We start from the raw sequence: 25,177 nt of genomic DNA, 5'->3' as shown, positions 1-25,177 counted from the left end.
CGGCACACCAGGGGGGATGTCCCGCACTGCCCCGGTGGTCGTCGGGCACGCGGCGTGCATCGCCAGCTGGCCGCACCGCGGGCCGCGCAGCCCGTGGCGGCCGGCCCCGCCCCACCGGTCGTCCTGATCACGCGCGGAACAAAGGAGTCAAGCGCATGAAGGTCAACCGAAGTCTCCTGCTCGCCGTCGCGGCGGCGGCACTCACCGTGGTCGGCCTCGTCCTCCCGGCGACCCCGCCCGCGGCGGCGGCGTCGTTGACCGAGGTCACCAGCTTCGGCAACAACCCCGGCGGGATGCGCATGCACGTCTACGTGCCGGATTCCCGCCCGACCAACCCCGGGATCGTGGTGGCCATGCACGGCTGCGGCGGCTCGGGGCCCGGCTTCTACGCGAGCAGCGAGTTCGCCGGGCTGGCCGACCGGTACGGGTTCATCGTCATCTACCCCAGCGCCCAGCAGCAGGCCGGGTTCGGCAAGTGCTTCGACACCTGGTCGGACGCTGCCAAGCGGCGGGGCGGGGGCAGTGACCCGGTGTCCATCGTGTCGATGGTGAACTACGTCCAGCAGCGCTACGGCGGCGACCCGAACCGGGTCTACGCCACCGGGTCCTCGTCCGGCGGCATGATGACCAACCACATGCTCGCCCTCTACCCCGACGTGTTCAAGGCCGGCGCCGCGTTCATGGGCGTGCCCTTCCAGTGCTTCGCCAACGCCGCCGACTACCCGCCCGGCAGCAGCAAGTGCACCGGGGGCGGCGGCGCGAACCGCACCCCGCAGCAGTGGGGCGACGCGGTCCGCCAGGCCTACCCCGGCTACACCGGCCCCCGGCCCCGCATCCAGCTCTGGCACGGCACGGCCGACAACCTCGTGCCGTACGCGCTGCTCCAGGAGGAGATCGAGCAGTGGACCAACGTGTTCGGGCTGAGCCAGACACCCACGTCCACCGACACCCCGCAGGCCAACTGGACCCGCCGCCGCTACGCCGACAGCTCCGGCGCCATCCCGGTGGAGGCGTACAGCATCCAGGGCGCCGGGCACAGCCTCCCGGCCGGTGGCATGGCCGCGCAGGCCATCGCGTTCTTCGGCCTGGACCGCGCCAGCGGCCCGACCACCACCACGACCACCACGACGGAGCCGGGAACGGAACCGTGCCGCGTCACGAGCACGGTGAACGCCTGGAACGCCGGGCTGACCGAGAGCATCACCATCACCAACACCGGCACCACAGCCCTCAACGGCTGGTCGCTGGACTTCACCCTGCCCGGTGGGCAGACCATCACCTCTGGGTGGAACGCCACCTACTCGCCCTCGTCCGGGCAGGTGACGGCGCGCAACGCCGCCCACAACGCCACACTCGCCCCGAACGCCTCCGTGGAGATCGGGTTCCAGGCCACGCACACCGGTGACACGGCCGAGCCCGCCGCCTTCGCCCTCAACGGCATGGCCTGCGCCACTGCCTGACCGCGCCCGACAGCCCAGCTGTCGCCGGCGGTGCGGCGCTCCGGCCGCCTCTCCCGGTGGCCGGAGCGCCCCGGCGTCCTTGACTGTCCGAAGTGGACGACAAGGTGTGGACGCCGACGGCAGGCGCGCCGCAAGGTCCACAGTGGATCAGGAGCGGCGGTGCGGGTGGCGTCAGGGCCGTGGTTCCACTCCCACCGCGGGCCCGGGCTGGGGCGCGTCGCTCTCCCCGTCAGGGGTGCCGGGGGCGAGACCCGCGCCGTGCACCCGGCGCAGCCACCGCTCGGTGGTGGCGACGTGCACGAGGGCCGCGGCCTGGGCGAGGTTCGCGTCACCGTCGGCAAGCGCCGCGTAGATCGCCTCGTGCTCGGCGAGGGTGCGGTCCGCCGCGTTGGCCTCGACCATGCCGCGCCACACCCGCGCGCGCAGCGTGTTCCTGGAGATGCCGTCGAGCAGCGTGGTCAGTGCCTCGTTCCCGGTCGCCGCGACGACCGCGCGGTGGAACGCCGCGTCGTGCTGGTTGAGCAGTTCGACGTCCTCGCTCGCCGCGCGCATCGCATCGAGGTGACCGCGGATCTCGGCGAGGTGGTCGGGCGTCACCCGGGTGGCGGCGAGCCCGGTGGCGACCGGTTCGAACAACCGGCGCACCTCGGTGAGTTCGAGCAACGTGTTGCCGCGCATGAGTTCCACGGCCAGCCCGAGCCCTTCGAGCAGCACGGCGGGGGCGAGGCTGGTGACGTAGGTGCCGTCGCCCCTGCGCACGTCGAGCACCCGGGCGACAGCCAGGGCTTTGACCGCCTCGCGCATCGGACTGCGGGAGATCCCCAGTTCGGCGGCGAGTTGCTGTTCGGGTGGCAGCTTGGAGCCGGGTGACAGCGCACCGGACTGGATCAGGGCCCGGATGTGAGCGATCGCCTCGTCAGTGAGCGACACGCGCCGACCGTACCGCCGCACCTGGGATGCCGGCAATCCGTTCTGGCCGGCGACATCATATGTTTGCGCACCACCCAGATGAGCGGGTGTGCGGCGAGCAGGCCTTTCCGCTCGGCCAAGCGGCGGATCTGGACCTGGGTGCCAGGGTCCTCTATACATAGATATGGTGTTTGTGTCCCGTGGGGAAGCGAGGTGGGCCAGCCCGTGACAGCGATGACCGCCGCCGCCCCCGTGGTGGACGTGCGCGTTCCGGTCTCTCGCGACGGAAGATCACCCTCATCGGGCTGGTCGGGGGAGCCAGCGGCCCTGACCGGGGACAGGAGTTGACCAGCAGGACAAAGGAGTCCGCACCCGGAACAACAACCAGTCGGTGTGATCCGCCGAAGCAGAGCGCCACCTGGTCGAGCCCATTTCCGCGCACGGGTGGTGCGCCCGTCGCCGTGACCGGAGCAATGCTTCCCGCGATCCGGTTCTCGGGGCGCCGAAGAGTTCTCTGCTGATTGTGGAACCGCGATGACGCGGCACTTCGGAGTCGTCCCGGAATCGATGGCGAGGCGTTTGTCGGGCCCGGTGAATTTCGTCTGGTCTGTGCTGGAAAAGTTATTCCACGCGCCCTGGAATGACTTGTCTGGGAATACCGCGCAATCCGGTTGAAACTGACTGTTGTTGGCCTGACGGCATATGTGTTAGCGTTCACATTCAAGTCAGGGCGCGACTACATACGTACGGACCCGATCGGGCATCGCCAGTTGTGTGCGAGTGCTCGTCGTCAACGGTGATGGGGTTCCCATGTGCGGTGCAGCGCTTGTCCGCGGTGTGATGTCGGTGAATTCTCCTGTTCGTCATCCGCTCGATCTCCTCGACGTCCGCACCGGTGTGCCCGAAGCGCCCGCGCTGCGCTGTGCGACGGCCTGATCGCCTGCCTGGTCTCTCTTCGAACGGATGGAAGGGTCGATGATGCCCGCTCGATCTCGTGCGCGTCTGGTCCGCCTGCTCACCGCCGCTGCCGCCGGCCTGGTGCTGCTGGCCTCCGCACCCCACCAGCCGGTGGCCGAGGCCGCCGTCGACAGCCCGGTGTTGACCCCGCCGCTGGGCTGGAACAGCTGGAACAGCTTCGGCTGCGGGGTGACCGAGACGGTGGTCCGGCAGGCAGCGGACGCGATGGTCAGCTCGGGGATGCGGGACGCGGGCTACCAGTACGTGGTGATCGACGACTGCTGGTTCGACCCGCAGCGCGATGCCCAGGGCAACCTGCGCGGCAACCCGACGAAGTTCCCCAGCGGGATGAAGGCGATGGGCGACTACCTCCACAGTCGCGGGCTGAAGTTCGGCATCTACCAGGTGCCAACGGAACGCACGTGCGCGCAGGGCAGCGGCGCCTACCCCGGTTCTACCGGCAGCGGCGGGCACGAGGTCCAGGACGCCAGGACGTTCGCCTCGTGGGGGGTGGACTACCTCAAGTACGACTGGTGCTCGTCCAGCGGCAGCCGCGACGAACAGATCGCCCGGTTCAGCATCATGCGCGACGCGTTGCGCGCCACCGGCCGGCCGATCGCCTACAGCATCAACCCCAACAGCTACCACGCGATCACCGGCGACAAGTACAACTGGGGTGCGGTCGCCGACCTGTGGCGGACCACCGAGGACCTGCTGGACATCTGGCAGAACGGCAACACCAACAGCTACCCGATGGGCGTGGGCAACGTCGTCGACATCAACGCCCCGCTCGCCGCGCAGGCCGGGCCCGGCCACTGGAACGACCCGGACATGCTGGTGGTCGGCCGGCCCGGGCTGTCGCTGACCGAGTCGCGGTCGCACTTCGCGCTGTGGGCGTTGATGGCGGCGCCCCTGATGGCGGGCAACGACATCCGCACCATGTCCGCGGATGTCAGCGCGATCCTGCGCAACCCGCGCCTGCTGGCGGTGAACCAGGATCGGCTCGGTGCCGGCGGCCGGCGGGTCCGCGACGACGGGAACACCGAGGTGTTCGCCAAGCCGCTGTCCGACGGTTCGGTGGCGGTCGGGTTGTTCAACCGAGGCAGCGGCACCGCCACGATCAGCACAACGGCCGCGCAGGTCGGGCTCGCCGGAGAAGCGTTCACCCTGACCGACCTGTGGACCGGAGCCACGTCGACCACCACCGGCCAGATCGCCGCGAGCGTCCCCGCGCACGGCGTGGCCGCCTTCCAGCTGACCGGCGGTTCACCCCTGGCCAGCACCACGTCCCGGCTGCGCGGCACCGGATCGGGCCGCTGCCTGGACGTGGACAACGCGTCCACCGCCGCCGGTGCCGCCGTGGTGATCTGGGACTGCCACACCGCCGCGAACCAGTTGTGGACCACCTGGGCGAACGGGGAGGTCCGGGTGTTCGGTGACAAGTGCCTCGACGCCTACAACCAGGGCACGACCAGCGGGACGCAGGTGATCACCTGGCCCTGCAACGGCCAGAACAACCAGAAGTGGAACCTCAACTCCGACGGGTCCGTCACCAACGTCCACTCAGGACTCTGCCTGGACGTCAACCAGGCCGCCTCGGCGAACGGGTCGCGGCTGGTCCTGTGGAGTTGCAACAGCCAGTCCAACCAGAAGTGGACCCGGGTCTGAACGCGGGCCAGTCCGAGGAAGGGGCTCTTGATGTCACGTCGACGATTACGCGCGGTGTTCGTGGCGGTCGCGGCGGCCGCTGGTCTGGTGGGCGCCGGACTCGTGGCGGGAACGCCCGCGGGAGCGACGGCCGCGTGCCCGGTGTCCGACGGGGCTGGGCCGGCGAGCAGTCCGGTGCTCACCTCCGCCCGGCTCACCAGCGCCGCCTGCACGACCAACGTCGAGGTCACACCCCAGCCGGCGGCGTCCTACGGCAACCCGGTGCTGTGGCAGGACTTCGCGGACATCGACGTCATCCGCGTGAACGACACCTACTACTACTCGGCGTCCACAATGCACTATTCACCGGGTGCGCCGATCCTGCGCTCCTACGACCTGGTGAACTGGGAGTTCGCCGGCCACTCGGTGCCCAGGCTGGACTTCGGCTCGAAGTACGACCTGACCGGCGGGCGCGGCTACGTGCGGGGGATCTGGGCGTCGTTCCTCAACCACCGCGCCAGCAACAACACGTTCTACTGGGGTGGTTGTGTCGACTTCGCCAACACCCACATCTACACCGCGACCGCCGTCGCCGGCCCGTGGCAGCGGCACACCACGATCAACAAGTGCTACTACGACGCGGGCCTGCTGGTCGACGACAACGACACCATGTACGTCGCGTACGGCAACGGCAACATCAGCGTCGCCCAGCTCTCCGCGGACGGGAAGACGGAGGTGCGGTCGCAGCAGGTGTTCAGCACCCCGTCGAGCATCGGCACCCTGGAGGGCTCCCGCTTCTACAAGCGCAACGGGAACTACTACATCTTCCTCACCCGGCCGGCCAACGGCCAGTACGTGCTCAAGGCCAGCAACCCGTTCGGGCCGTACACGCTGCACCAGGTGCTGCTGAACATGCCGGGACCGATCTCGGGCGGGGGAGTGCCGCACCAGGGCGGGCTCGTGCAGACGCAGCACGGCCAGTGGTACTACCTGGCGTTCGTCGACGCCTACCCCGGTGGCCGGGTGCCGGTGCTCGCACCGGTCAGCTGGACCGCCGACGGCTGGCCGCAGGTCCAGACCGTCAACGGCGGCTGGGGTGCCAGCTACCCGTTCCCGAACCTGACTCCCCGCCCGGTCAACCCGATGACCGGGGTGGACACCTTCCCCGGCCCCGCGCTCGGGCCGCAGTGGGAGTGGAACCACAACCCGGACACGTCGAAGTACTCGGTCAGCAACGGGCTGCGGCTGCAGACGGCCACGGTCACCAACGACCTCTACTCGGCGCGCAACACCCTGACCCACCGCATCCAGGGCCCGACCTCGACCGCCACGGTCACGCTCGACCTGTCCGGGATGCGCGACGGTGACCGCACCGGGCTCGCGATGCTGCGGGACTCCTCAGCGTGGATCGGCGTCAAACGCGAAGGCGGCCGCAACCGGCTCGTGGTGGTGAACAACCTGACGATGGACAGCAACTGGAACACCACCAACACCGGCACCGAGGCCGCGAGCACCGACTTCGGCGGCAGCCGGATCTGGTTGCGCGCCAACGCCGACATCCGCCCGGGTGCCGGCCGGCAGGCCCGTTTCTCCTACAGCACCGACGGGGTGAGCTTCAGCTCGCTGGGCCCCGCGTTCACCCTGAACAACAACTGGACGTTCTTCATGGGCTACCGGTTCGCCGTCTTCAACCACGCCACCCAGGCCCTCGGCGGCGCGGTCACCCTCCAGCGGTTCGAGCTGGCCACTCCCTAGGCCCACCACGTCACCGGGAGACGACGATGATGAGAAGGACACTCGCCTGGCTCGGGGTGATCGTGTGCCTGGTGGCGCTGTCACCGGCCACCGCCAGCGCGGACAACCCCATCGTTCAGCACATCTACACCGCCGACCCCGCCCCGTTGGTGCACAACGGCCGCGTCTACCTCTACACCGGACACGACGAGGACGGCTCCACCTACTTCACCATGCGGGAGTGGCGGGTGTGGTCGTCGGCGGACATGGTGAACTGGACCGATCACGGCTCCCCACTGAGCGTGGCCAGTTTCAGCTGGGCCAGATCCGACGCCTGGGCGGGCCAGGTGGTGCACCGCAACGGCAAGTTCTACTGGTACGTGCCGGTGACCAACCGCGCGACCGGCCGGATGGCGATCGGCGTTGCGGTGTCGGACAGCCCCACCGGGCCGTTCCGCGACGCCATCGGGCGGCCACTGGTGGAGAACGGTGAGATCGACCCGACGGTGCTGGTCGACGACACCGGGCAGGCCTACCTGTACTGGGGCAACCCGAACCTGTGGTACGTCCGGCTGAACTCCGACATGATCTCGTTCTCGGGCAGCCCCACCCAGATCCCGCTGACGACGGCGGGCTTCGGCACCCGCACCGGCAACGCCAACCGGCCGACGCTGTTCGAGGAAGCGCCCTGGGTCTACAAGCGCAACGGTGTTTACTACAACGTGTTCGCGGCCGAGTGCTGCTCGGAGTTCATCGCCTACTCGACGGCGCCGGGACCGACCGGGCCGTGGACCTACCGAGGGACGATCATGCCCCGCCAGGGCGCCAGCTTCACCAACCACGCCGGCATCGTCGACTTCAAGGGCGGCAGCTACTTCTTCTACCACAACGGCGCACTGCCGGGCGGTAGCGGTTACACGCGCTCGGTGGCGGTGGAGAAGTTCACCTACAACGCCGACGGCAGCATCCCCACGCTCACAATGACCTCGGCCGGCGCGCCCGCCGCGGACACGCTCAACCCGTACGTCCGCCAGGAAGCCGAGACGATCGCGTGGGGCTCCGGTGTCGAGACCGAACCCGCCAGTGAGGGTGGGATGAACGTCGGCTGGATCGAGAACGGCGACTGGATCAAGGTCAAGGGGGTCGCCTTCGGTGCCGGGGCGCGCTCCTTCACCGCCCGGGTGGCCTCGGGGGGCAGCGGCGGCACCCTCGAACTCCGCGTGGGCGGCTCGACCGGCGCGGTCGTGGGGCGGTGCGCGGTCCCCGGCACGGGCGGCTGGCAGAGCTGGACGAGCGTGTCCTGCGCGGTGAGCGGCGCGACCGGCACGCAGGACCTGTACTTCCGGTTCACCGGCGGCAGCGGCTACCTGTTCAACGTGGACTGGTGGCAGTTCACCGCCTGACCGCACAACGGCTCTGGACCCACGAGCCCGGCCGCGCCGCCGCCACGAACTTCCACTGTGGACAGAACTGGCGGGCTGGCCGGGCGGGACGGAAGGAAACGCCGATGTTGAGACACAGACTGGGAACGGCCGTGGCCGCCGTGCTCCTCGTGGTGGGAGTGGGCGGCACGGCAGCGGCGGAGCGGAACGGGGAGGATGTGGCGCCCTCGGCGGACAGCACCCTCGCCGTCAGCGCCGGGTGTGGCAAGGCGCCGACGCTGACCAGCGGCACCCGGTCGATCCAGACCAGCGGCAAGAACCGCAACTACATCCTGAGGATTCCCGACGGCTACGACCGCAACCGCGGCTACCGGTTGGTCTTCGGGTTCCACTGGCTGGGCGGCACCTCCACCGATGTCGACACCGGCCGGACCGTGCAGACGGGCGCCTGGGCCTACTACGGGTTGCAGCGACTCGCGAACAACAGCGCGATCTTCGTCGCGCCGCAGGGGTTCAACAACGGCTGGGCGAACACCGGCGGCGAGGACGTGGTCTTCGTCGACGACATCATCAGGCAGGTCGAGGCGGATCTCTGCGTCGACACGACACAGCGCTTCGCCGTTGGTTTCAGCTACGGCGGCGCCATGAGCTACTCGTTGGCGTGTTCCCGGCCGACCGTCTTCCGCGCGGTCGCGGTCCAGTCGGGCGGGGTGCTCAGCGGGTGTGGCGGCGGCAGCCAGCCGGTGGCCTACCTCGGGGTGCACGGAATCCGGGACGGGGTGCTCAACATCTCCGGTGGACGGTCGATGCGCGACAGGTTCGTCAGGAACAACGGCTGCACCGCGCAGAACCCGCCGGAGCCGGCGCAGGGCAGCCTGACCCACCGCGTCACCAGCTACGCCGGGTGCCGGTCCGGGTTCCCGGTGGTGTGGGCCGCGTTCGACGAGGGGCACATCGCGGCCCCGCAGGACGGCGCCACCGGTGACAGCGGCTCCCGGACCTGGGTGCCGGCCCTGGTGTGGCAGTTCTTCACGCAGTTCGGGTCCGGCGCAGCGCCGGCCGACGGTCAGGTGCCGGCGACCGCGCGGGTCGGGTGAGCGGCACGACCGGAGTCGGTGCCCGGCACTCCCGCCCCGGGGCAGCCGCGCCCGTGACACCGTCACCTCCGGCGTGGCCACCACGGGGCGGGTCAGCGGAAAGCACAGCGAGAACGAGTGGAGGACGCAGATGCCGGATCTGACGCGACGGCAGGTGATCAAGCTCGGCGCCGCGGGTGCTGGTGCCGTGCTGGTGCCCGCACCGTGGACGGCGCACGCCCGTTCCGGGTCGACCGCGCCCCCGGAGGTGCGCGCGGCCGACGATCTGGCGTTGTGGTACGACGAGCCGGCCGGCTCGGACTGGCTCCGTGCCCTGCCGGTCGGCAACGGGCGGCTGGGTGCCATGGTGTTCGGCAACACCGACACGGAACGGTTGCAGCTCAACGAGGACACGCTCTGGGCAGGTGGCCCGCACGACTACAGCAACCCGCGGGGCGCGGCCGCCCTCGCGCAGATCCGGCAGCTGGTGTTCCAGAACCAGTGGACGCAGGCACAGGACCTGATCAACCAGACGATGCTCGGCAACCCGAGCGGCCAGCTCGCCTACCAACCGGTCGGCGACCTCCGGCTCACCCTGCCCAACACCGGCGGGGTGGCCAACTACCAGCGGTGGCTCGACCTCACCACCGCCACGGCGGTGGTGACCTACACCGCGGGCGGTGTGCGGTACCGGCGCGAGGTGATCGCCAGCGCACCGGACCAGCTGATCGCCGTGCGCCTGACCGCGGACCGGCCCGGCTCGATCTCGTTCTCGGCCGCGTTCACCACCCCGCAGCGGGCAACGGCGTCCAGTCCCAACAGCACGGCGATCGCCCTGGCCGGCACTTCCGGCGACCAGCGCGGTATCGCCGGTTCGGTCCGGTTCCTCGCGCTGGCCAAGGCCGTTGCCGAGGGCGGGAGCACCACCAGTTCCAACGGCACGCTGCGGGTGTCCAACGCCACCAGCGTGACACTGCTGATCTCGATCGGCACCAGTTACGTGAACTACCAGAACGTGAGCGGCGACCACCAGGGCATCGCCTGGCGCCACCTCAACGCCGCCCAGGGGTACGACGTCCTCCGCGACCGGCACGTGGCCGACTACCGGGAGCTGTTCGGGCGCACCACCCTCGACCTGGGCCGCACCGCCGCGGCCGACCAGCCGACCGATGTCCGGATCGCGCAGCACAACAGCGCCGACGACCCGCAGTTCTCCGCCCTGCTCTTCCAGTACGGCCGGTACCTGCTGATCTCCTCCTCGCGGCCGGGCACCCAGCCGGCCAACCTGCAGGGCATCTGGAACGACCAGATGAGTCCGCCGTGGGACGCCAAGTACACGCTCAACGCCAACCTGCCGATGAACTACTGGCCCGCGCACTCGACGAACCTCGCCGAGTGCTGCGCGCCGGTGTTCGCCATGATCCGCGATCTCACGGTCACCGGCGCTCGCACGGCCCAGGCGCAGTACGGCGCCCGCGGCTGGGTCACCCACCACAACACCGATGCCTGGCGGGGAACCTCGGTGGTGGACGGGGCGCTGTGGGGCATGTGGCAGACCGGCGGCGCGTGGCTGGCCACCACGATCTGGGAGCACTACCGGTTCACCGGGGACGTCGAGTTCCTGCGGGACCACTACCCCTCGATGCGGGGCGCGGCCCAGTTCTTCCTCGACACCCTGGTGCCGGAACCGACCCTGGGGTGGTTGGTCACCAACCCGTCGAACTCGCCGGAGCTGCCCCACCACGCGAACGCGAGCGTCTGCGCGGGACCCACGATGGACATGCAGATCCTGCGCGACCTGTTCGACGGCTGTGCCCGCGCCAGCGAGGTGCTCGGCGTGGACGCCGGCTTCCGCGACCAGGTCCAGGCCGCCAGACAGCGGCTGGCTCCGATGCGCGTCGGTTCGCGCGGCAACATCCAGGAGTGGCTCCACGACTGGGTGGAGACCGAGCAGAACCACCGGCACATCTCCCACCTGTACGGCCTGCACCCCAGCAACCAGATCACCAGACGCGGCACCCCCGAGCTGTTCGCGGCCGCCCGCCGGACCCTGGAACTGCGCGGCGACGCCGGCACCGGCTGGTCGCTGGCCTGGAAGATCAACTACTGGGCGCGCATGGAGGACGGCGGCCGGGCCCACAAGCTGATCCGCGACCTCGTGACACCCGACCGGCTCGCGCCCAACATGTTCGACCTGCACCCGCCGTTCCAGATCGACGGCAACTTCGGTGCCACCTCCGGCATCGCCGAGATGCTGCTGCACAGCCACAACGGCGAGCTGCACGTGCTGCCGGCGCTGCCGTCGGCCTGGCCGACCGGGCGGGTCTCGGGGCTGCGCGGGCGCGGTGGGCACACGGTCGGCGCCGCGTGGCGCGCCGGCCGCGCCGTCGAGCTGTCCATCACCCCGGACCGCGCCGGTGCGGTCCGGGTGCGCAGCCGGATGTTCACCGGCGGCTACCAGCTGCTCGACGAGACGACCGGCACCCGGGTCCAGCCGGCGGCACCCGAGTCCGACCTCATCGAGTTCACCGGCACCGGCGGTCACACCTATCGCGCGACCGCCGCTGCGGCGGGGTCGGTGTGAGGCCGGCTCGGGGCGCGGCACGGCGGGTGCGCGCCTGGCGGCTCAGCGAGCCGCGAGGGCCGCCGCGTCGTCCGGGGTGGGCGCGGGTGCCGGGTGGCGCTTGAGGATGAGCGTGACGAGAAGACCGACGACCATGCCCGCCGCGGTGAGCAGCACCACCGTGAACCCGCCGTCGGCCGTGGCGGCCTTGAGCGCCTGGCCGGTCCTGTCCTCGGTGCCGATGGCGGCGACGACGGTGAACAGCGCCAGACCGATGGCGTTGCCGATGTTGAGCGCGGTCGAGGCGATGCCGTTGGCCACGCCCTGCTCCTGCGGGGCGGTGCCGGTCGCGGCGGCGATCCACATCGCGGTCCAGACGACGCCCTGGCCCACCCCGGAGACGATCAGGCCGGGCACCAGCAGGCCGTAGCCGGCGTCGGCGTCGAAGCCGAAGGCGAGCGCGACCGTGCCGACCGCGCCGGTGCCGAAGCCGGTGATCAGGGTGGTGCGGGTGCCGATCCTGCTGGCGAGCCGCTCGCCGAGTTGGGTGCCGGTGGCGATCGCGAGTGACGGGATCAGGAAGCCGATGCCGGTCTGCAGGGCGCTGTAGCCGTGCACGCTCTGCATCAGGACGGTGAGGAAGTACGGCAGGACGCCGAAGGTCGCCATGTAGAGGAAGGTGACGAGCATGCCGATGCTGAGGTTGCGGTTGCGGAACAGCCGGAACGGCATCAGCGGGTCGGCGCTGCGCGTCTCGATGGCGGCGAAGAGCGCGAGCAGGAGGGCGGCGAGGATGAACGCCCCGACCACGAGGCCGTCACCCCAGCCCAGTTCGGGGCCTTCGACCAGGGCGAACACCAGCAGGGTGGCGGCGCCGGTGACGCTGAGCGAGCCCGGCAGGTCGAACCTGCGGCGGGTGGTGCGGGCCGGGTCGCGCGGGATGGCGAACAGCGCGCACAGCGCGATCAGGCCACCAACGGGAACGTTGACGTAGAAGACCGCCGGCCAGCCGAAGTTCTCGGTGAGAACACCGCCGAGCAGCGCGCCGATGGTCAGGCCGCTGGCTCCGGCGCCACCCCAGACGGCGAGCGCCCGGTTCCGCCTGGGCCCCTCCTCGAAGAGGGTGTTGATCAGCGAGAGGGTGGACGGCAGCAGCAGGGCACCGCCGACGCCCTGGACGGCGCGGGCCACGATGATGACCTCGGGGCTGCCCGCGAGGCCGCCGGCCAGCGACGCCAGCGCGTACAGGCAGAGGGCGGTGACGAACACCCTGCGCCGGCCCAGCAGGTCGGCCGCGCGCCCGCCGAACAGCAGGAAACCGCCGGCGAAGACGACGTAGGCGCTCACCACCAGCTGCTGGGTCTGCCCGGGAAAGCCCAGGTCCTGGCCGATCTCGGGCAGGGCCACGAACACGATGTTCAGGTCGAGGCCGTACAGCAGCTGCGCCAGGGCCAGCAGCGTCAGGGTCCAGCCCAGGTGGCGTGGACCGCCACCCGAGGTCTCTCGATGCAGCGCGGATGCGGTGGGCATGACAGCGTGCCCCTCCTGAGTCTGGTTCTTGGTGTGGTTCCCGGGGTCTGCACGCGACATCCGGCTGGGCCGGAACGCCCCGGGGCAACGAATGTTCGAAGTATTGCGTACAGTTCGATTATTCGTCAACAATCAGACTGTCAGGGTGACATGCTTGCCGGGGCCGCTGGCCGGACCGGCGGCACGAGCGGATCGGGAAGGAGGGCGACAGGCCTGGCGTGGAGATCGAGAACGGGCAAGGTTTGTCTGTCGCAGTACTGTGGAACCATGAACCGCCATCCAGACCGCGACCAGATCCGGATCGAGAGCGTGCTGTCCGCGCTGGGCAGCCCCGTGCGGCTCGCCGTCGTCCGGGTGCTCGACGCGGGTGGGGAGCAGAACTGCACCAGCGTGCTGGGGCTGCTGGGGATCACCGCCAAGTCGACGATGACCCACCACTGGCGCGTGCTGCGCGAGAGCGGCGTCATCTGGCAGCACCCCTCCGGCCGGGAGAACCTGCTGTCGCTGCGGCGTGAGGACCTCGACGCGCGCTACCCGGGGCTGCTGGACACCATCCTGGCGGGTGCCGTCGCCGACGAAGCACTCGCGACGGCCTCGGGCTCCGCGACCGCCGGCGCGCTGGCCAGCTCCAGCGGCTGACCAGCGCGGCTGAGACGGCCACCGCGGTGCACGGCGTCGGCACCGGGCGGGGTGGGCGGTGGCTGCGCGATCAGGCGGCGGCGCGCCCGGTCAGCGGGCGGCGGCGCAGGTTCGGGTTCTCCAGGGCCGGCGGTTGGTAGGCCTGGTCGAGGGTGCCGACGTCGGTGCCGGGCGGGACGATCTCGTCGATGCGGTCGAGGACGTCGTCGGTGAGGGTGACGTCCAGACCGGCGAGCAGGCCGTCGAGGTGGCTCATGGTGCGGACGCCGAGAAGCGCGGTGGTGACGCCGGGGTGGGCGATGGTGAACGCCATCGCGAGGTGGGTCATGGGCAGCCCGGCCTGCTCGGCGAGCAGGACGAGCTGCTCGACGACGTCGAGGCGGCGTTCGTCGGTGAGGTGGTGGAACATGCCGGCGCGGCGCAGGTCGTTGTGCTGGTTCTTGCGCACGCGGCCGGTCAGCAGGCCCTGGCCGAGCGGACCCCAGACCAGGGTGCCCATGCCGAAGCGCTGGGTGGTGGGCAGGATCTCGCGCTCGATCCCGCGGTTGAGGATGGAGTAGGGCGGCTGCTCGGTGCTGAACCGGGCGAGGCCGCGTCGGTCGGCGACCCACTGGGCCTCGACGATGTCGGACGCGGGAGTCTGCGACGCGCCGATCGCGCGGACCTTGCCGCTGCGGATCAGGTCGGTCAGCGCGGCGAGGGTCTCCTCGATGTCGGTGTCGGGGTCGGGACGGTGGAGCTGGTAGAGGTCGATGTGGTCGGTCCGCAGGCGACGCAGTGAGTTCTCCGCTGCGGTGATGATCCAGCGCCGCGACGCACCTCGCTGGTTCGGGTCCTGGCCGGTCGGGCGGCCGAACTTGGTGGCGAGCACGACACTGTCGCGGCGCCCCGTCAGAGCCCTGCCGACGACGTCCTCGGAGTCGCCGTAGGCGTCGGCGGTGTCGATGAAGTTGATGCCGGCGTCGAGTGCCCGGTGGATGATGCGGGCCGAGTCCTCGGGCGTGTTGCCCATGGAGGTGGCGAACATCAGGGTGCCCAGGGCGTAGGGGCTGACCTGGATGCCGGTCCGGCCGAGGCTGCGGTACTGCACTGGTTGTCTCCCGGTGGTGGAGGTGGAGGCCGTGGCCGAGATAAGCGGAAGGCTGTTCCGGAACTATATGGAACGCCTTTCCGGTTGTACAGGTGGAGGTTGCCGCGCCGACGCGCGCCGCGACGTTGACGCGTTGGTCGAGACCGCGAGGACCGTGTTCGCGTCGCGGCGGGCGGCCCGCTCGGTGCGGTCGCCTGGCATCCGGTCAGGCCGGGCGAGCCCCGTCCGGGCGCCTCTACCATGCCGTGACAACGTGCGGCGGCGATCCGGCCGCCACGAAGACGGGGATGGTCATGGACATACTGCTGGTTGCCGGTCTGTGGCTCGACGGCTCCGCGTGGGACGAGGTCGCGTCCTCGCTGCGGTCGCTCGGCCATCGGCCCGTGCCGCTGACCCTGCCCGGTCAGGGCGACGGGCGGACCCGCGCCACGCTCGCCGACCAGGTGGAAGCCGTGCTCGCGGCCGTGGACGCGGCACAGGACAGGCCCGTGGTGGTGGGGCATTCGGCCGCCTGCTCGCTGGCATGGCTGGCGGCCGACGCGCGACCGGAGAAGGTCGCCGCGGTGGTCCTCGTCGGTGGCTTCCCGGCCGGCGACGGCAGGCCGTACGCCGACTTCTTCGAGGTGCGGGACGGCGTCATGCCCTTCCCCGGCTGGGCGCCGTTCGAGGGACCGGACTCGGCCGACCTCGACGAGCAGACCCGGCGCGCCTTCGAAGACGCGGCGATCGCCGTTCCCGAGGGGGTCGCCACCGGCGTGGTGCGGCTGACCGACGAGCGGCGCTTCGAGGTCCCGGTCGTGGTCGTGTGCCCCGAGTTCACCCCGGCCCAGGCCGAGGAGTGGATCAACGCCGGCGAGGTGCCCGAGCTGGCGAAGGTCGAGCGCCTCGACTTCGTGGACCTCGACTCCGGCCACTGGCCCATGTACTCCAAGCCGGCCGACCTCGCCAGGCTTCTCGCCGAGGTGGCCGACACCGCCTGACCCGACGTCACCACCGGTCACCAGCCACCGAGGGGATCGAGCCTGCCGCACCCGGTCCTGGCCAGAGCAGGCCGGCGGCGGTCCGCGGCCGGGAAACCCGGGTGATGGTGCGGTGACGGGCGGGTGACGGCTGACTCGCGGTGCCGGAACGGTGTTCCTGTCACGCTGCTGGCTGGTCGCAGGAGTGGCCGCGCTCCGCTCCGGCCTGACCACCCGCGGCAGCTGACACCGGGTTCTGCGACGAGGAGGGCCAGCTGATGCCGCCGCCCGCACCATCGCTGCTGTCCCGGCCACGTCCAGCGACCACGGCGCCCGCACCCCCGGTGCGGCGGGCCGGCACCCCTGGGCCGGCCGCGGGGATGCAGCACACCGTGGGCAACGCCGCCACCGCTTCGCTGGCGACCACCTCCGGTCCGGGGCCGGGTGCCCAGAACACGCTGGGCAACGCGGCGACGGCAGCGGCGCTGAGCGGCGCCGGCGCGGCGGCGGCCGGCGACCAGAACGCGGTGGGCAACGCGGCCGTGGCCGCCAGCCCGGCCCCGCCGTCCCGCGCGAGCGGCCCGATGGGATGGGTGCTCAACTTCGTTCGCGACCACGCCCGCTCGCTGCCCGGCTACGACCTGCTCGGCGTCATCCTCGGCCGCGATCCCGTCACCCAGCAGCCCATCGAGCGCAGCGCGGTCAACCTGGTCTCCGCCGTGCTGGCCCTGGTGCCCGGCGGCGGGCAACTGTTCCAGAACCTGCTCCAGGCCCAGGTGATCCAGCGCGCCACCGCGTGGTTCGCCAACGAGATCGCCGCGCTCGGCTTCACCTGGGACTACGTCCGCGGCCTGTTCGGCAGGGCGTGGGACGCGCTGAGCGTGTGGGACCTGGCCAGCCCCGGCCGGGCCTGGGAGAAGCTCAAGGCCGTCTTCGGCCCACCGCTGGCCCGGCTGGGCTCGTTCGTGGTCCGCGCGGGCAGGAAGGTGCTGGAGTTCGTCTTCGAGGGCGCCCTGGCGCTGGCCGGTGCCGGCGCCGCGCGGGTCCTCGGCGTCTTCCGCCAGATCGGCGCTGTCTTCGGCCTGATCATCGCCGATCCCGTCGCGTTCCTCGGCAACCTGATCCGCGGCGTGCGAGGCGGCATCACCCAGTTCGCCGGCAACATCGTCGAGCACCTCAAGGCCGGCCTGCGGGCGTGGCTGCTGGGCAACCTGGGTGGCGCCGGCGTGGAGATCCCCGACAAGTTCGACGCCAGGGGCGTGCTGCGGCTGGTCCTGTCCGTGCTCGGCCTGACCTGGCGGGCCGTGCGGCTCCGGATCACCCGGGTGATCCCCGAGCCCGTGGTGCGGCGGCTGGAGTCGTCGCTGGCGCTGGTGCGGACCCTGGCCACCGAGGGACTGCCAGGTCTGTGGCGGCTGGTCGTGCAGCGGGCCGGCGACATCGTCGCCCTGGTGGTGGACCAGATCCGCGGTTTTGTCGTCGAGAAGATCGTCAAGGCCGGAATCGTCTGGTTGGCGGCCCTGTTCAACCCGGCCGCCGCGGTCATCAGGGCGGTCAAGTCGATCTACGACATCACCATGTTCGTCATCGAACGCGCGCAGCAGATCACCGAGTTCGTCACCGCGGTGCTGGCCTCGATCAGCGCCATCGCCCAGGGCGCCACCAGGGCGGCCGCCGACCTGGTGGAGCGGTCGCTGGCCAGGGCCCTGCCCGTGGTGCTGGGCCTGCTGGCGAACCTGGTCGGGCTGACCGGGATCAGCAAGCGGGTGCAGAGCGTCATCAGGACCGTCCAGGCCCCGGTCACCAGGGCCGTCGACTACGTGGTCGGTGTCATCGTCACGGCCGGCAGGAAGCTCTGGGACAAGCTCAGGGGCCGGGACGACAGCAAACCCGCCGAGCGTGGCGCCGGCGGAACCGACCAGGACAAGCTGGACGCCGCGGCACTGGCGGCGCAGCGCGTGCTGGCCAGGTACGCGGGCCGTCCGGTCGGCGTGGACGAGGTCGCCCCACAGCTGGCCACGATCCGCGGGCAGTACGGCCTGCGCCGCCTCACCCTGGTGGAGAACGGCCCGGTGTGGGCCATCGAGGCGGAGATCAACCCGAAGAAGACGGTTTCCACCGACGCGACCGTCAGCGGACCCAAGCGCGGCGACCACGTCTTCGCCCTGGGGCTGGGCAAAACCCTCCAGGACATGCACGCCCAGGCACTGACCACGCTGGGCGGCGTGGACCTGGCCCGGTCTCCGGCGGCCAGGGTGCTGGTGGAGAACCTGGCGTCCGCCACGGCCAGGGCGGGCGCCATCCCCGAACTGGTCGTGCGCAAGACCAGCGGCCACGCCAGCGGCGGGGACGCCCATTCCCGGCTCTACGGCGACGCCTCACGCAACGCGCTGCTGGCGGTCCACACCGTGGCGGTCACCCTCGCGCGGTACTACCACGACCCGACCCAGCGACTGCCGGTCGACCTGCTGGCCCGGCACCTCGCCGCCAGCGCCGCGCAGGCCGGCTTGGCCGTCAACCGCTGGCTGGACACCGCCGTCGACCGGGAGTCCGTGCCGCTCGTCCCCGCCGACAAGGCCGGCGAGTTCCAGCGCGGCCAACAGCTCCTGAGCGCGATCCGCGGTCAGCTGCTCGGCACCCTCACCCGCCTGTCGGGCCGCTGAGCACCGCGGCTCGGTCGCGCAGCAGTGGCAGGAGCTGGTCGCCCTGGCGCTTGACCTCCGGCAGGTACGGGGTGTCGGAGAGGATGAAGTGGGTGATCCCGAGCGCCCGGTACCGGCGCAGTGACCTGGCCACGTCCTCGGCTGAGCCGACGAGCCAGGTGGTGCCGGCGCCAGCACCACCGAACCGGCCGGGCGCGGTGTAGAGGTTGTCGTCCAGCACCTCACCTCGCGCGGCCAGGTCGAGCAACCGCTGTTGGCCGGTGGCGGTGAACTGGTTCGGGTCGCGGGCGATCCGGCCCGCCGCCATCGCCGCGACCTTGGCCTCCGCGTCGGCCCACGCCTGGTCGGTGGTGTCCCGCACCAGGGTGGTGACCCGCAACCCGTACTCCAGCGGCGGGTGTTCGCGGCCCAGTTCCGCGCTGAGCTTCGTCAACCGTTCGATGCGCTCGGCGATCCCGTCGAGCGGTTCGCCCCAGAAGAGCTGGACGTCCGCCTCGGTGGCGGCCACCGCCTCGGCCGCGGGGGAGGCACCGCCGAAGTAGAGCGGCGGATGCCTGCGGTCGCCGCGGACGACCGGCCGGGGTACCACGGTGGAGCCGGTGACGCTGAAGTGCTCGCCGTGGTGGGTGACGTCGTCCTCGGTCCACAGCTTCCGCACGATCCGCAGGAACTCCCTGGTGCGGGCGTAGCGGTGGGCCTGGTCGCCCTCGCTGTCGCCGTAGGCGGCCAGGTTGTCCTTTCCGGACACGACGTTGACCAGTACCCGGCCCTGGCTGAGGTGGTCCAGGGTGGCGGCCGCGGAGGCGAAGTTGGCGGGTCGCCAGTAGCCCGGACGGACCGCGATCAGCGGCTGGAACGTGGTCGTCCGCGCGGCCAGTGCGGTGGCGACGGTGAAGGTGTCCGGCCGTCCCCATCCGGTGCCGATCAGCGCGCCGTCCCAACCGTGCGCCTCGATCGCCCTGGCCTGGTTGGTGAGGGTGAGCAGGCTGTTGTGGTGCTCGACCACGGTGTCGCCGCGGTGGCCGGGCTCGGCCTGGTTCGGGATGTACCAGAGGAATTCGGCGCTCATGACGTGTTACCCCGTTCTGTTCGGCAACCGGTCGCTCGGCAGGCAGCGACACGCGGCACTCCTGCCGCCGCCTCGCCCCGCCCGACAGGCGTCCTCAGTGGACGGTGTGTTGGCGCGAGCGGTGGGCGGTCGGAGGTGTCGGTGCGGCGACCGGTCAGCGTCGACCTGGCGCCGCGGTGCCGGCAGCGACGAGGCCGGTGGCGCACCGGGGCGGTGATGACGTGCTCACCCGCCGAACTATATGGCGCGCACCGGGTTCCGCCAACGCGTCTCACAGGTCAGGAACACCCGGGGTGTGGGCCCGAAATGGGGTGCGCTCTCGCCCGCCCGCGTTCGGCCTCGCCGAGGACGTCCGGCCGACGAGCCGCACCGGCACCGCGCGGCACTGCGCCACCGGCTGCTGGCCCTCACCGTCGACTACGGCCAGCGCCACCGCCGGGAGATCGAGTCGGCCCGCCGGGTCGCCGCGCACGACAACGCCGATCACCACGTGCTCGACCCCACCGGGCTCGGCGCGCTCCTCGCTGAACCGGGAGCCGCACCGGCCGTGCGCACCTCGGCCTGCACCGGGCGCTGTGCGCAGCCGAGGGCGCGGACGGTCTGGCCGGCGCCCTCGACGCTCGGCGCGCTGCCGGGGCGTGGCGGGTACCCGGGAGGAGCAGGACAGTCCTAAGTGGACGACCGCTGCTCTCTTGCCGCGTTCACCGCTGGCTTTCGCGGTGCGACCGCCGGTGGGGGTCGGCGTGGATGTGGGTGCGCATGCCCTGCGGGTCGAACAGGATGAGCAGTTCGACCGCGCGGCCGTCGGCGCTGCCCAGCCAGTGCGGTGCGGACGTGTCGAACTCGGCGGCCTCGCCGGGGGGCAGTGTCAGGTCGCGCTCGCCGAGGACCAGCCGCAGGTGTCCGTTGAGGACGTACAACCATTCGAAGCCGTCGTGGGTCTGCGGCGTCGGTTCCAGGGGTTCCGGCTGGGCGGGGATGAGCATTTTGAACGCGTGCACCCCGCCCGGCCGGCGGGACAGCGGCACGAAGGTCATACCGAACCGGTGGATCGGCGTGAGGTGGATGCGGGGGTCGCCGGTGGGCGGCGCGCCGACGAGGTCGTCCAGCGGAACGTTGTAGGTGCGGGCCAGCGGCAGCAGCAGTTCCAGGGTCGCGCGGCGCTGTCCGCTCTCCAGCCGGGACAGGGTGCTCTCCGACACGCCGGTCGTCGTCGCGACGTCCGCGAGCGTGCGGCCGCGGTGGCGGCGCAGCGCGCGGAGCCGCGGGCCCACGGCGTTGATCAGCTCGTCCGTGTCCCGGTCCACCGGGTCATCTTGCCAGAACCGCAAGTTCTGGTGCCAGGGCGGTGCGCGGCTGGCAAGACTGGGCTCGCACCGACGGAAGGAGCAGGGATGAGCACCACTGAGCCGCGAACGTTCTGGGACGACCTGTACGCGGCGCGACCGGCGGCCCAGGACCGGCGGCGGCCGAACGCCCGACTCACCGAGATCGTCACCGGCCTGCCACCCGGCGAGGCCCTGGACCTCGGGTGCGGTGACGGCGGCGACGCGCTGTGGCTGGCCGAGCGGGGGTGGCGCGTCACCGCGGTCGACATCTCGGCCGTGGCGGTCGACCGGCTCGCCGCGCTGGCCCGCTTCCACGGTCTGGGCGACCGCGTCACCGCCGTGCGGCACGACCTGGGCGGGACATTCCCGGGCGGCGAGTTCGACCTGGTCTGCGCCCACTACCTGCACACACCGTTCGAGCTGGACCGGGCAGCCGTCCTGCGCTCGGCCGCGCACGCGTTGCGGCCGGGCGGGCGCCTGCTGGTCGTCGACCACGGCTCGACCGCGCCGTGGTCGTGGCACCAGGACCCCGACGTCCGCTACCCCGGTCCCCGCGAGGTCGCCGCGGACATCGCCCTGGACGCGGCGACGTGGCTGGTCGACCGGGCCGACACTCCCCGCCGGACCGCGACCGGACCAGGCGGACAGACCGCCGAGGTCATCGACCACGTCCTGGTCATCCGCCGCACCACCTGACCCCGCATCCGCGCCGCCCCGAGAGGAAGGAAGCCGCCGTGTCCACCAGCACGCGCCACAACCACCGCCGTGACACCCCACCGCCCCGGACCGGGAGCGGTGAGACGCAGGTCCTGCGTGGATTTCTCGACTACCTCCGCGCCTCGGTCGCCGCCAAGGTCGACGGCGCGCCCGAACCGGGGGTGCGGACGGCAGCGGTGCCGTCAGGTACCAACCTGCTCGGCTTGCTCAACCACCTGACCTGGGTCGAGCAGTCGATCTTCCTCGGCGTCGACGTCACCGACTGGCCGGCCACGTTCCGGGCCGCACCATCGGACCGCGTCGCCGAGGTGGTCGCCCGCTACCGGGAGACCGTCGAACGGGCCAACGACGTGCTCGACGGCTGCGCCGATCTCGCCGCGCCGGTCCCTCGGCCTCGGCCGGGACGCCCCGCGCCCAGCGTCCGCTGGGCACTCACCCACATGATCGAGGAGACCGCTCGCCACGCCGGCCACGCCGACATCCTGCGCGAGCTGGTCGACGGCACGACCGGGCGCTGATCCGCGGCGGTGGTGCTGCTGCCACAGCGGATTCCGCCGCGGCACCACCGTTGACGCATGTGCTCGTCGTCCGCCGCGGCGACGGGCTGGCTCCACTGGTGTGCGCCGCTCCGGTGCTCCGGTGCGCGGTTCCGCCGTGCGGTCGGATCACCGGGCGTTGGCGGCGGAGAAGGCCCGCACGGTCAGCGGCACGGTGATCGCGGCGATCACGACGAGCAGCACCGCCGCGACGACCAGCGGATGGGTGCTGGCGAAACCGCTGCCGGCCGGGGCGCCCGGTCCACCCCACAGGCTGCGGCAGGCGGTCACCACCGCGCTGATCGGGCTCCACTCGGCGACCACGCGCAGCCAGGTCGGCAATCCGGCCAGCGGCACGAACGCGTTGGACAGGAACGATCCGCCGACCAACACCAGGCCGGACAACGCGCCCAGTGCCTCCGGGCTGCGCACGGTCAGTCCGAGCAGCACACCGACCCACAGCAGCACGTAGGCGAGCGCCAGCAGCACGCCGTAGCCGCCGGCCAGTTCCAGTGGACCGCCGTGCGGGCGCCAGCCCAACAGGAAACCGACGAGCGAGGCGATCGCGATGCCGACGGCCGCCAGCACCAGATCCGACAGCGTGTGCGCGACCAGGATCGCGGTGCGCGCGGTGGGCAGCGACCGGAACCGGTCGATCAGGCCGTTGCGTAGGTTCGCCGCGGTGCCGAGGGCGATTCCGCCCACGCAGGCCAACGTCACCTGGGCACCGACCCCGGCCATCATGTAGTCCAGGTAGTTACCGCCCTGGACGGTGATCGACGTGTTCAGCATGTAGCCGAGCACGAGCACCATCGTGACCGGGGTGAGCGTCACCCCCAGAATCCTGGTCGGGGTGCGTGCAAGGTGTCGGAAGTGCCGGTCCATCAACGCGCCGATGTCGCCAAGTACGCCAGTCATTGCCGGCCGACCTCCGAAGTCCCACCGTCGCACGAGAAGTCCGACAGTTCCACCCGCATCCACTATTTGCCACGGTAAGCAGACCACCTCGGGTGCTTGCGCTCCGCCAGTGGGACTGGCCTCATGCCAGTGGACCGCCCCATAGCTTCCTCCGCCGTAGCCACAGTTGTGAGCACTTGAGACTGTCGAGGAGCGAGCGCGATGACTGAACACCAGGGACAGGCTCTGCCGCTGTCGGCCGCGCAGACCGAGGTCTGGTACGCGCAACAGCTCGACCCGACCAATCCGGTCTGGAACATCGCTGAGTACTACGTGATCGAGGGACCGCTGGACCCGGTGGTGTTCGAGGCCGCGGTGCGGGCGACCGTCGAAGAGGCCGAATGCCTTCGGGTGCGGTTCGAGCACGACGGAGCAGAAGTCCGCCAGATCGTGGAACCGTGCCCGGACTGGGAGTTCCCGGTGCTCGACGTGCCGAGCGAAGCCGACGCGCTGGAGTGGATGCGGCGCGATGTCGGCACCGCGTTCGAGGTGGGCCGGGACCGGCTGTTCGCGCTGGCCCTGCTGCGGGTCACCGACGAGCGGCACATCTTCTACCAGCGCGCGCACCACCTGCTGTGGGACGGCTTCAGCGAGGCGCTGTTCGCCCGCAGGGTGGCCGAGGTGTACAGCGCGATGGTCTCCGGACAGTCCTGTGTGGACACCGCATTCCCGCCGCTGTCCACACTGCTGGACGAGGAGCGCGAGTACCTGGCGTCCAAGCAGTTCGACAAGGACCGCGACTACTGGGCGGCGCGATTCACCGAGCCGGTCGAACTGACCAGCATGTCCGGGCGCCCGGTGACCCCGGTGCGCGAGTTCCTCCGCCGCACCGCGTGGGTCGATCCGGAGGTCGCGGAGCGCATGCGCGCGGTCGCCTGGGAGGCGCGCACCGCGTGGCCCGCCTTCATGATCGCGGTCACCGCGGGGTTCGTGCAGCGCACCACCGGCACCCGCGACGTGGTGTTGTCGCTGCCGGTGACCGCGCGCACCACGCCCGCCACCAAGACCGTGCCCGGGATGCGCGCCAACGTGCTGCCGGTGGCGTTGACCATCCGGCCCGACATGACCCGAGCCGATCTGCTCGCGCACACCTCGCGCGAGGTCGGCCAGACGCTGCGCCGCCAGCGGTTCCGGGGCCAGCGCGTGCGATCGCTGATGGGCCTCGCCCGGGACGACCGCCGGCCGTTCGGACCGGAACTCAACGTCATCTCCTTTGTGGAGCGACTCCGGTTCGGCGACTGCACCGCCACCACGCACAACCTGTCGACCGCGCCGAGCGACGACCTGACGCTGACCGTGTACGACACCGAGGACGGCGGTCTCGGCGTGCACGTCGACGCGAACGCCGACCTGTACGACGCCGAGGTGCTGGAGGCGCACCTCGGCCGGTACATGACGTTCCTGCGCAACTTCGCCTCGGTGCCCGCCGACACGCCGATGACCGGCATCGAGGTCCTGGGGGCCGAGGAACGCCGACGGTTGGTGACCGAGTGGAACGACACGGCCAGCGAGGACGCGTCCTGGGACGACCTGGTGGCGCGGGTTCGATCGCTGGCGGCCGAGCGGCCGGATGCCGTTGCGGTGTCGGATGATTCCGGTGCGGTGAGCTACGCGGACCTGGTGGCGCGGGCGAGTGCGCTGTCGCGTCGCTTGCTGGACTCGGCGACGGGTTCTGGTGTGGTGGGTGTGGTGTGCGATCCGGGGATCGGGTTCGCCGTCGCGGTGCTGGGCGTGCTGGGTGCCGGCCTGGCGTGGGTTCCGTTGGACCCCAACGCTCCGGAGTCGCGGTCGGCCGGGGTGCTCGCGGACGCCGGTGTCCGGGTGCTGGTGGTCGATCCGCGGTATCAGGAGTTGGCTGAGCGGGTTGGTGGGTCGGCTCGGGTGGTGGTGCTGGACGACGCGGTGGACGCGGAGTTGGTGCCGTTGCGGGGGTCTGGTGACGATCTGGCGTATGTGATCTT

The 25,177-nt window shown here is 71.2% G+C and carries 19 protein-coding genes and 1 pseudogene; 14 read left to right on the top strand and 6 right to left on the bottom strand.

Annotated features, from left to right (window positions below; genetic code table 11):
• Positions 1-155 precede the first annotated feature (155 nt).
• Positions 156-1,460, top strand: coding sequence for an extracellular catalytic domain type 1 short-chain-length polyhydroxyalkanoate depolymerase (locus tag LX83_RS00325; protein WP_253765679.1), 1,305 nt, complete (start codon positions 156-158; stop codon positions 1,458-1,460).
• Positions 1,461-1,631: 171 nt separating this feature from the next.
• Here LX83_RS00325 and LX83_RS00320 read toward each other — a convergent pair whose 3' ends face one another.
• On the bottom strand, positions 1,632-2,390 hold the full coding sequence (locus LX83_RS00320; protein WP_253765677.1) for a FadR/GntR family transcriptional regulator: 759 nt from the start codon (positions 2,388-2,390) through the stop codon (positions 1,632-1,634).
• 957 nt (positions 2,391-3,347) lie between these two features.
• Between LX83_RS00320 and LX83_RS00315 the strand changes: the two genes are divergently transcribed.
• The 6 genes and pseudogenes from LX83_RS00315 to LX83_RS00295 all read left to right on the top strand — a co-directional run bounded on the left by LX83_RS00315 (position 3,348) and on the right by LX83_RS00295 (position 11,749).
• Entirely contained in the window at positions 3,348-4,994 is a 1,647-nt protein-coding gene (locus tag LX83_RS00315; RefSeq protein ID WP_253765675.1) for a glycoside hydrolase family 27 protein, read from the top strand.
• Positions 4,995-5,024: 30 nt separating this feature from the next.
• The gene (locus tag LX83_RS00310) at positions 5,025-6,728 is read left to right on the top strand and encodes a glycoside hydrolase family 43 protein (protein WP_253765673.1); all 1,704 of its coding nucleotides are present in this window, start codon (positions 5,025-5,027) and stop codon (positions 6,726-6,728) included.
• Positions 6,729-6,754: 26 nt separating this feature from the next.
• A pseudogene (locus LX83_RS00305) lies at positions 6,755-7,660 on the top strand (glycoside hydrolase family 43 protein); the annotation flags it as partial.
• Between the two features lie 27 nt (positions 7,661-7,687).
• A complete protein-coding gene (locus tag LX83_RS38620; RefSeq protein ID WP_407649466.1) occupies positions 7,688-8,110 on the top strand; it encodes a carbohydrate-binding protein in 423 nt (140 codons plus the stop codon).
• 104 nt (positions 8,111-8,214) lie between these two features.
• Positions 8,215-9,186 carry an alpha/beta hydrolase family esterase gene (locus LX83_RS00300; RefSeq protein ID WP_308203881.1) on the top strand — a complete coding sequence of 324 codons (972 nt, stop codon included), beginning with the start codon at positions 8,215-8,217 and terminating at the stop codon, positions 9,184-9,186.
• A gap of 130 nt (positions 9,187-9,316) precedes the next feature.
• Positions 9,317-11,749, top strand: coding sequence for a glycoside hydrolase family 95 protein (locus LX83_RS00295; RefSeq protein WP_253765669.1), 2,433 nt, complete (start codon positions 9,317-9,319; stop codon positions 11,747-11,749).
• 42 nt (positions 11,750-11,791) lie between these two features.
• Here LX83_RS00295 and LX83_RS00290 read toward each other — a convergent pair whose 3' ends face one another.
• The gene (locus LX83_RS00290) at positions 11,792-13,258 is read right to left on the bottom strand and encodes an MFS transporter (protein ID WP_253765667.1); all 1,467 of its coding nucleotides are present in this window, start codon (positions 13,256-13,258) and stop codon (positions 11,792-11,794) included.
• Positions 13,259-13,525: 267 nt separating this feature from the next.
• Here LX83_RS00290 and LX83_RS00285 point away from each other — a divergent pair, with 267 nt between their 5' ends.
• The gene (locus LX83_RS00285) at positions 13,526-13,897 is read left to right on the top strand and encodes an ArsR/SmtB family transcription factor (RefSeq protein WP_253765665.1); all 372 of its coding nucleotides are present in this window, start codon (positions 13,526-13,528) and stop codon (positions 13,895-13,897) included.
• Positions 13,898-13,967: 70 nt separating this feature from the next.
• Here the strand turns inward: LX83_RS00285 and LX83_RS00280 are convergent, their stop codons facing one another.
• The gene (locus LX83_RS00280; protein WP_253765663.1) at positions 13,968-14,987 is read right to left on the bottom strand and encodes an aldo/keto reductase; all 1,020 of its coding nucleotides are present in this window, start codon (positions 14,985-14,987) and stop codon (positions 13,968-13,970) included.
• A 293-nt stretch (positions 14,988-15,280) separates the two neighbouring features.
• Here LX83_RS00280 and LX83_RS00275 point away from each other — a divergent pair, with 293 nt between their 5' ends.
• A complete protein-coding gene (locus tag LX83_RS00275; protein WP_253765661.1) occupies positions 15,281-15,967 on the top strand; it encodes an alpha/beta fold hydrolase in 687 nt (228 codons plus the stop codon).
• Between the two features lie 257 nt (positions 15,968-16,224).
• Positions 16,225-18,609: a phage tail protein gene (locus tag LX83_RS00270; RefSeq protein ID WP_253765659.1), complete on the top strand. Its 2,385-nt coding sequence runs from the start codon at positions 16,225-16,227 to the stop codon at positions 18,607-18,609.
• Here the strand turns inward: LX83_RS00270 and LX83_RS00265 are convergent.
• Positions 18,587-19,678 (bottom strand): LLM class flavin-dependent oxidoreductase, encoded by a 1,092-nt coding sequence (locus LX83_RS00265; RefSeq protein WP_253765657.1) that lies wholly within the window; start codon positions 19,676-19,678, stop codon positions 18,587-18,589. The genes LX83_RS00270 and LX83_RS00265 overlap by 23 nt on opposite strands.
• A gap of 295 nt (positions 19,679-19,973) precedes the next feature.
• Between LX83_RS00265 and LX83_RS00260 the strand changes: the two genes are divergently transcribed.
• On the top strand, positions 19,974-20,351 hold the full coding sequence (locus tag LX83_RS00260; RefSeq protein ID WP_253765655.1) for a 7-cyano-7-deazaguanine synthase: 378 nt from the start codon (positions 19,974-19,976) through the stop codon (positions 20,349-20,351).
• Positions 20,352-20,379: 28 nt separating this feature from the next.
• Here LX83_RS00260 and LX83_RS00255 read toward each other — a convergent pair whose 3' ends face one another.
• On the bottom strand, positions 20,380-20,985 hold the full coding sequence (locus LX83_RS00255; RefSeq protein ID WP_253765653.1) for a helix-turn-helix domain-containing protein: 606 nt from the start codon (positions 20,983-20,985) through the stop codon (positions 20,380-20,382).
• A gap of 87 nt (positions 20,986-21,072) precedes the next feature.
• Between LX83_RS00255 and LX83_RS00250 the strand changes: the two genes are divergently transcribed.
• Both LX83_RS00250 and LX83_RS00245 read left to right on the top strand, forming a co-directional pair.
• Positions 21,073-21,702, top strand: coding sequence for a class I SAM-dependent methyltransferase (locus LX83_RS00250; RefSeq protein ID WP_253765651.1), 630 nt, complete (start codon positions 21,073-21,075; stop codon positions 21,700-21,702).
• A 38-nt stretch (positions 21,703-21,740) separates the two neighbouring features.
• Positions 21,741-22,241 carry a DinB family protein gene (locus tag LX83_RS00245; protein WP_253765649.1) on the top strand — a complete coding sequence of 167 codons (501 nt, stop codon included), beginning with the start codon at positions 21,741-21,743 and terminating at the stop codon, positions 22,239-22,241.
• A gap of 147 nt (positions 22,242-22,388) precedes the next feature.
• Here the strand turns inward: LX83_RS00245 and LX83_RS00240 are convergent, their stop codons facing one another.
• Positions 22,389-23,177, bottom strand: coding sequence for an ABC transporter permease (locus tag LX83_RS00240; RefSeq protein WP_253765647.1), 789 nt, complete (start codon positions 23,175-23,177; stop codon positions 22,389-22,391).
• 201 nt (positions 23,178-23,378) lie between these two features.
• Here LX83_RS00240 and LX83_RS00235 point away from each other — a divergent pair.
• Positions 23,379-25,177 (top strand): condensation domain-containing protein (locus LX83_RS00235; protein ID WP_253765645.1); only part of this gene is annotated, 1,799 nt, incomplete at its 3' end.

It is taken from the genome of Goodfellowiella coeruleoviolacea, from assembly GCF_024171785.1.
In the GTDB taxonomy this organism is placed as follows: domain Bacteria; phylum Actinomycetota; class Actinomycetes; order Mycobacteriales; family Pseudonocardiaceae; genus Goodfellowiella; species Goodfellowiella coeruleoviolacea.
Note: the sequence above shows the minus strand (reverse complement) of the source record. Positions and strands in the feature narration are given on the sequence as shown.

Bases quoted from the DNA above. Each gene is read 5' to 3' on its own strand.
- LX83_RS00325 (WP_253765679.1), top strand. From the start codon at position 156: ATGAAGGTCAACCGAAGTCTCCTGCTCGCCGTCGCGGCGGCGGCACTC.
- LX83_RS00315 (WP_253765675.1), top strand. From the start codon at position 3,348: ATGCCCGCTCGATCTCGTGCGCGTCTGGTCCGCCTGCTCACCGCCGCT.
- LX83_RS00310 (WP_253765673.1), top strand. From the start codon at position 5,025: ATGTCACGTCGACGATTACGCGCGGTGTTCGTGGCGGTCGCGGCGGCC.
- LX83_RS38620 (WP_407649466.1), top strand. From the start codon at position 7,688: ATGACCTCGGCCGGCGCGCCCGCCGCGGACACGCTCAACCCGTACGTC.
- LX83_RS00300 (WP_308203881.1), top strand. From the start codon at position 8,215: ATGTTGAGACACAGACTGGGAACGGCCGTGGCCGCCGTGCTCCTCGTG.
- LX83_RS00295 (WP_253765669.1), top strand. From the start codon at position 9,317: ATGCCGGATCTGACGCGACGGCAGGTGATCAAGCTCGGCGCCGCGGGT.
- LX83_RS00290 (WP_253765667.1), bottom strand. From the start codon at position 13,258: ATGCCCACCGCATCCGCGCTGCATCGAGAGACCTCGGGTGGCGGTCCA.
- LX83_RS00285 (WP_253765665.1), top strand. From the start codon at position 13,526: ATGAACCGCCATCCAGACCGCGACCAGATCCGGATCGAGAGCGTGCTG.
- LX83_RS00275 (WP_253765661.1), top strand. From the start codon at position 15,281: ATGGACATACTGCTGGTTGCCGGTCTGTGGCTCGACGGCTCCGCGTGG.
- LX83_RS00270 (WP_253765659.1), top strand. From the start codon at position 16,225: ATGCCGCCGCCCGCACCATCGCTGCTGTCCCGGCCACGTCCAGCGACC.
- LX83_RS00265 (WP_253765657.1), bottom strand. From the start codon at position 19,678: ATGAGCGCCGAATTCCTCTGGTACATCCCGAACCAGGCCGAGCCCGGC.
- LX83_RS00250 (WP_253765651.1), top strand. From the start codon at position 21,073: ATGAGCACCACTGAGCCGCGAACGTTCTGGGACGACCTGTACGCGGCG.
- LX83_RS00240 (WP_253765647.1), bottom strand. From the start codon at position 23,177: ATGACTGGCGTACTTGGCGACATCGGCGCGTTGATGGACCGGCACTTC.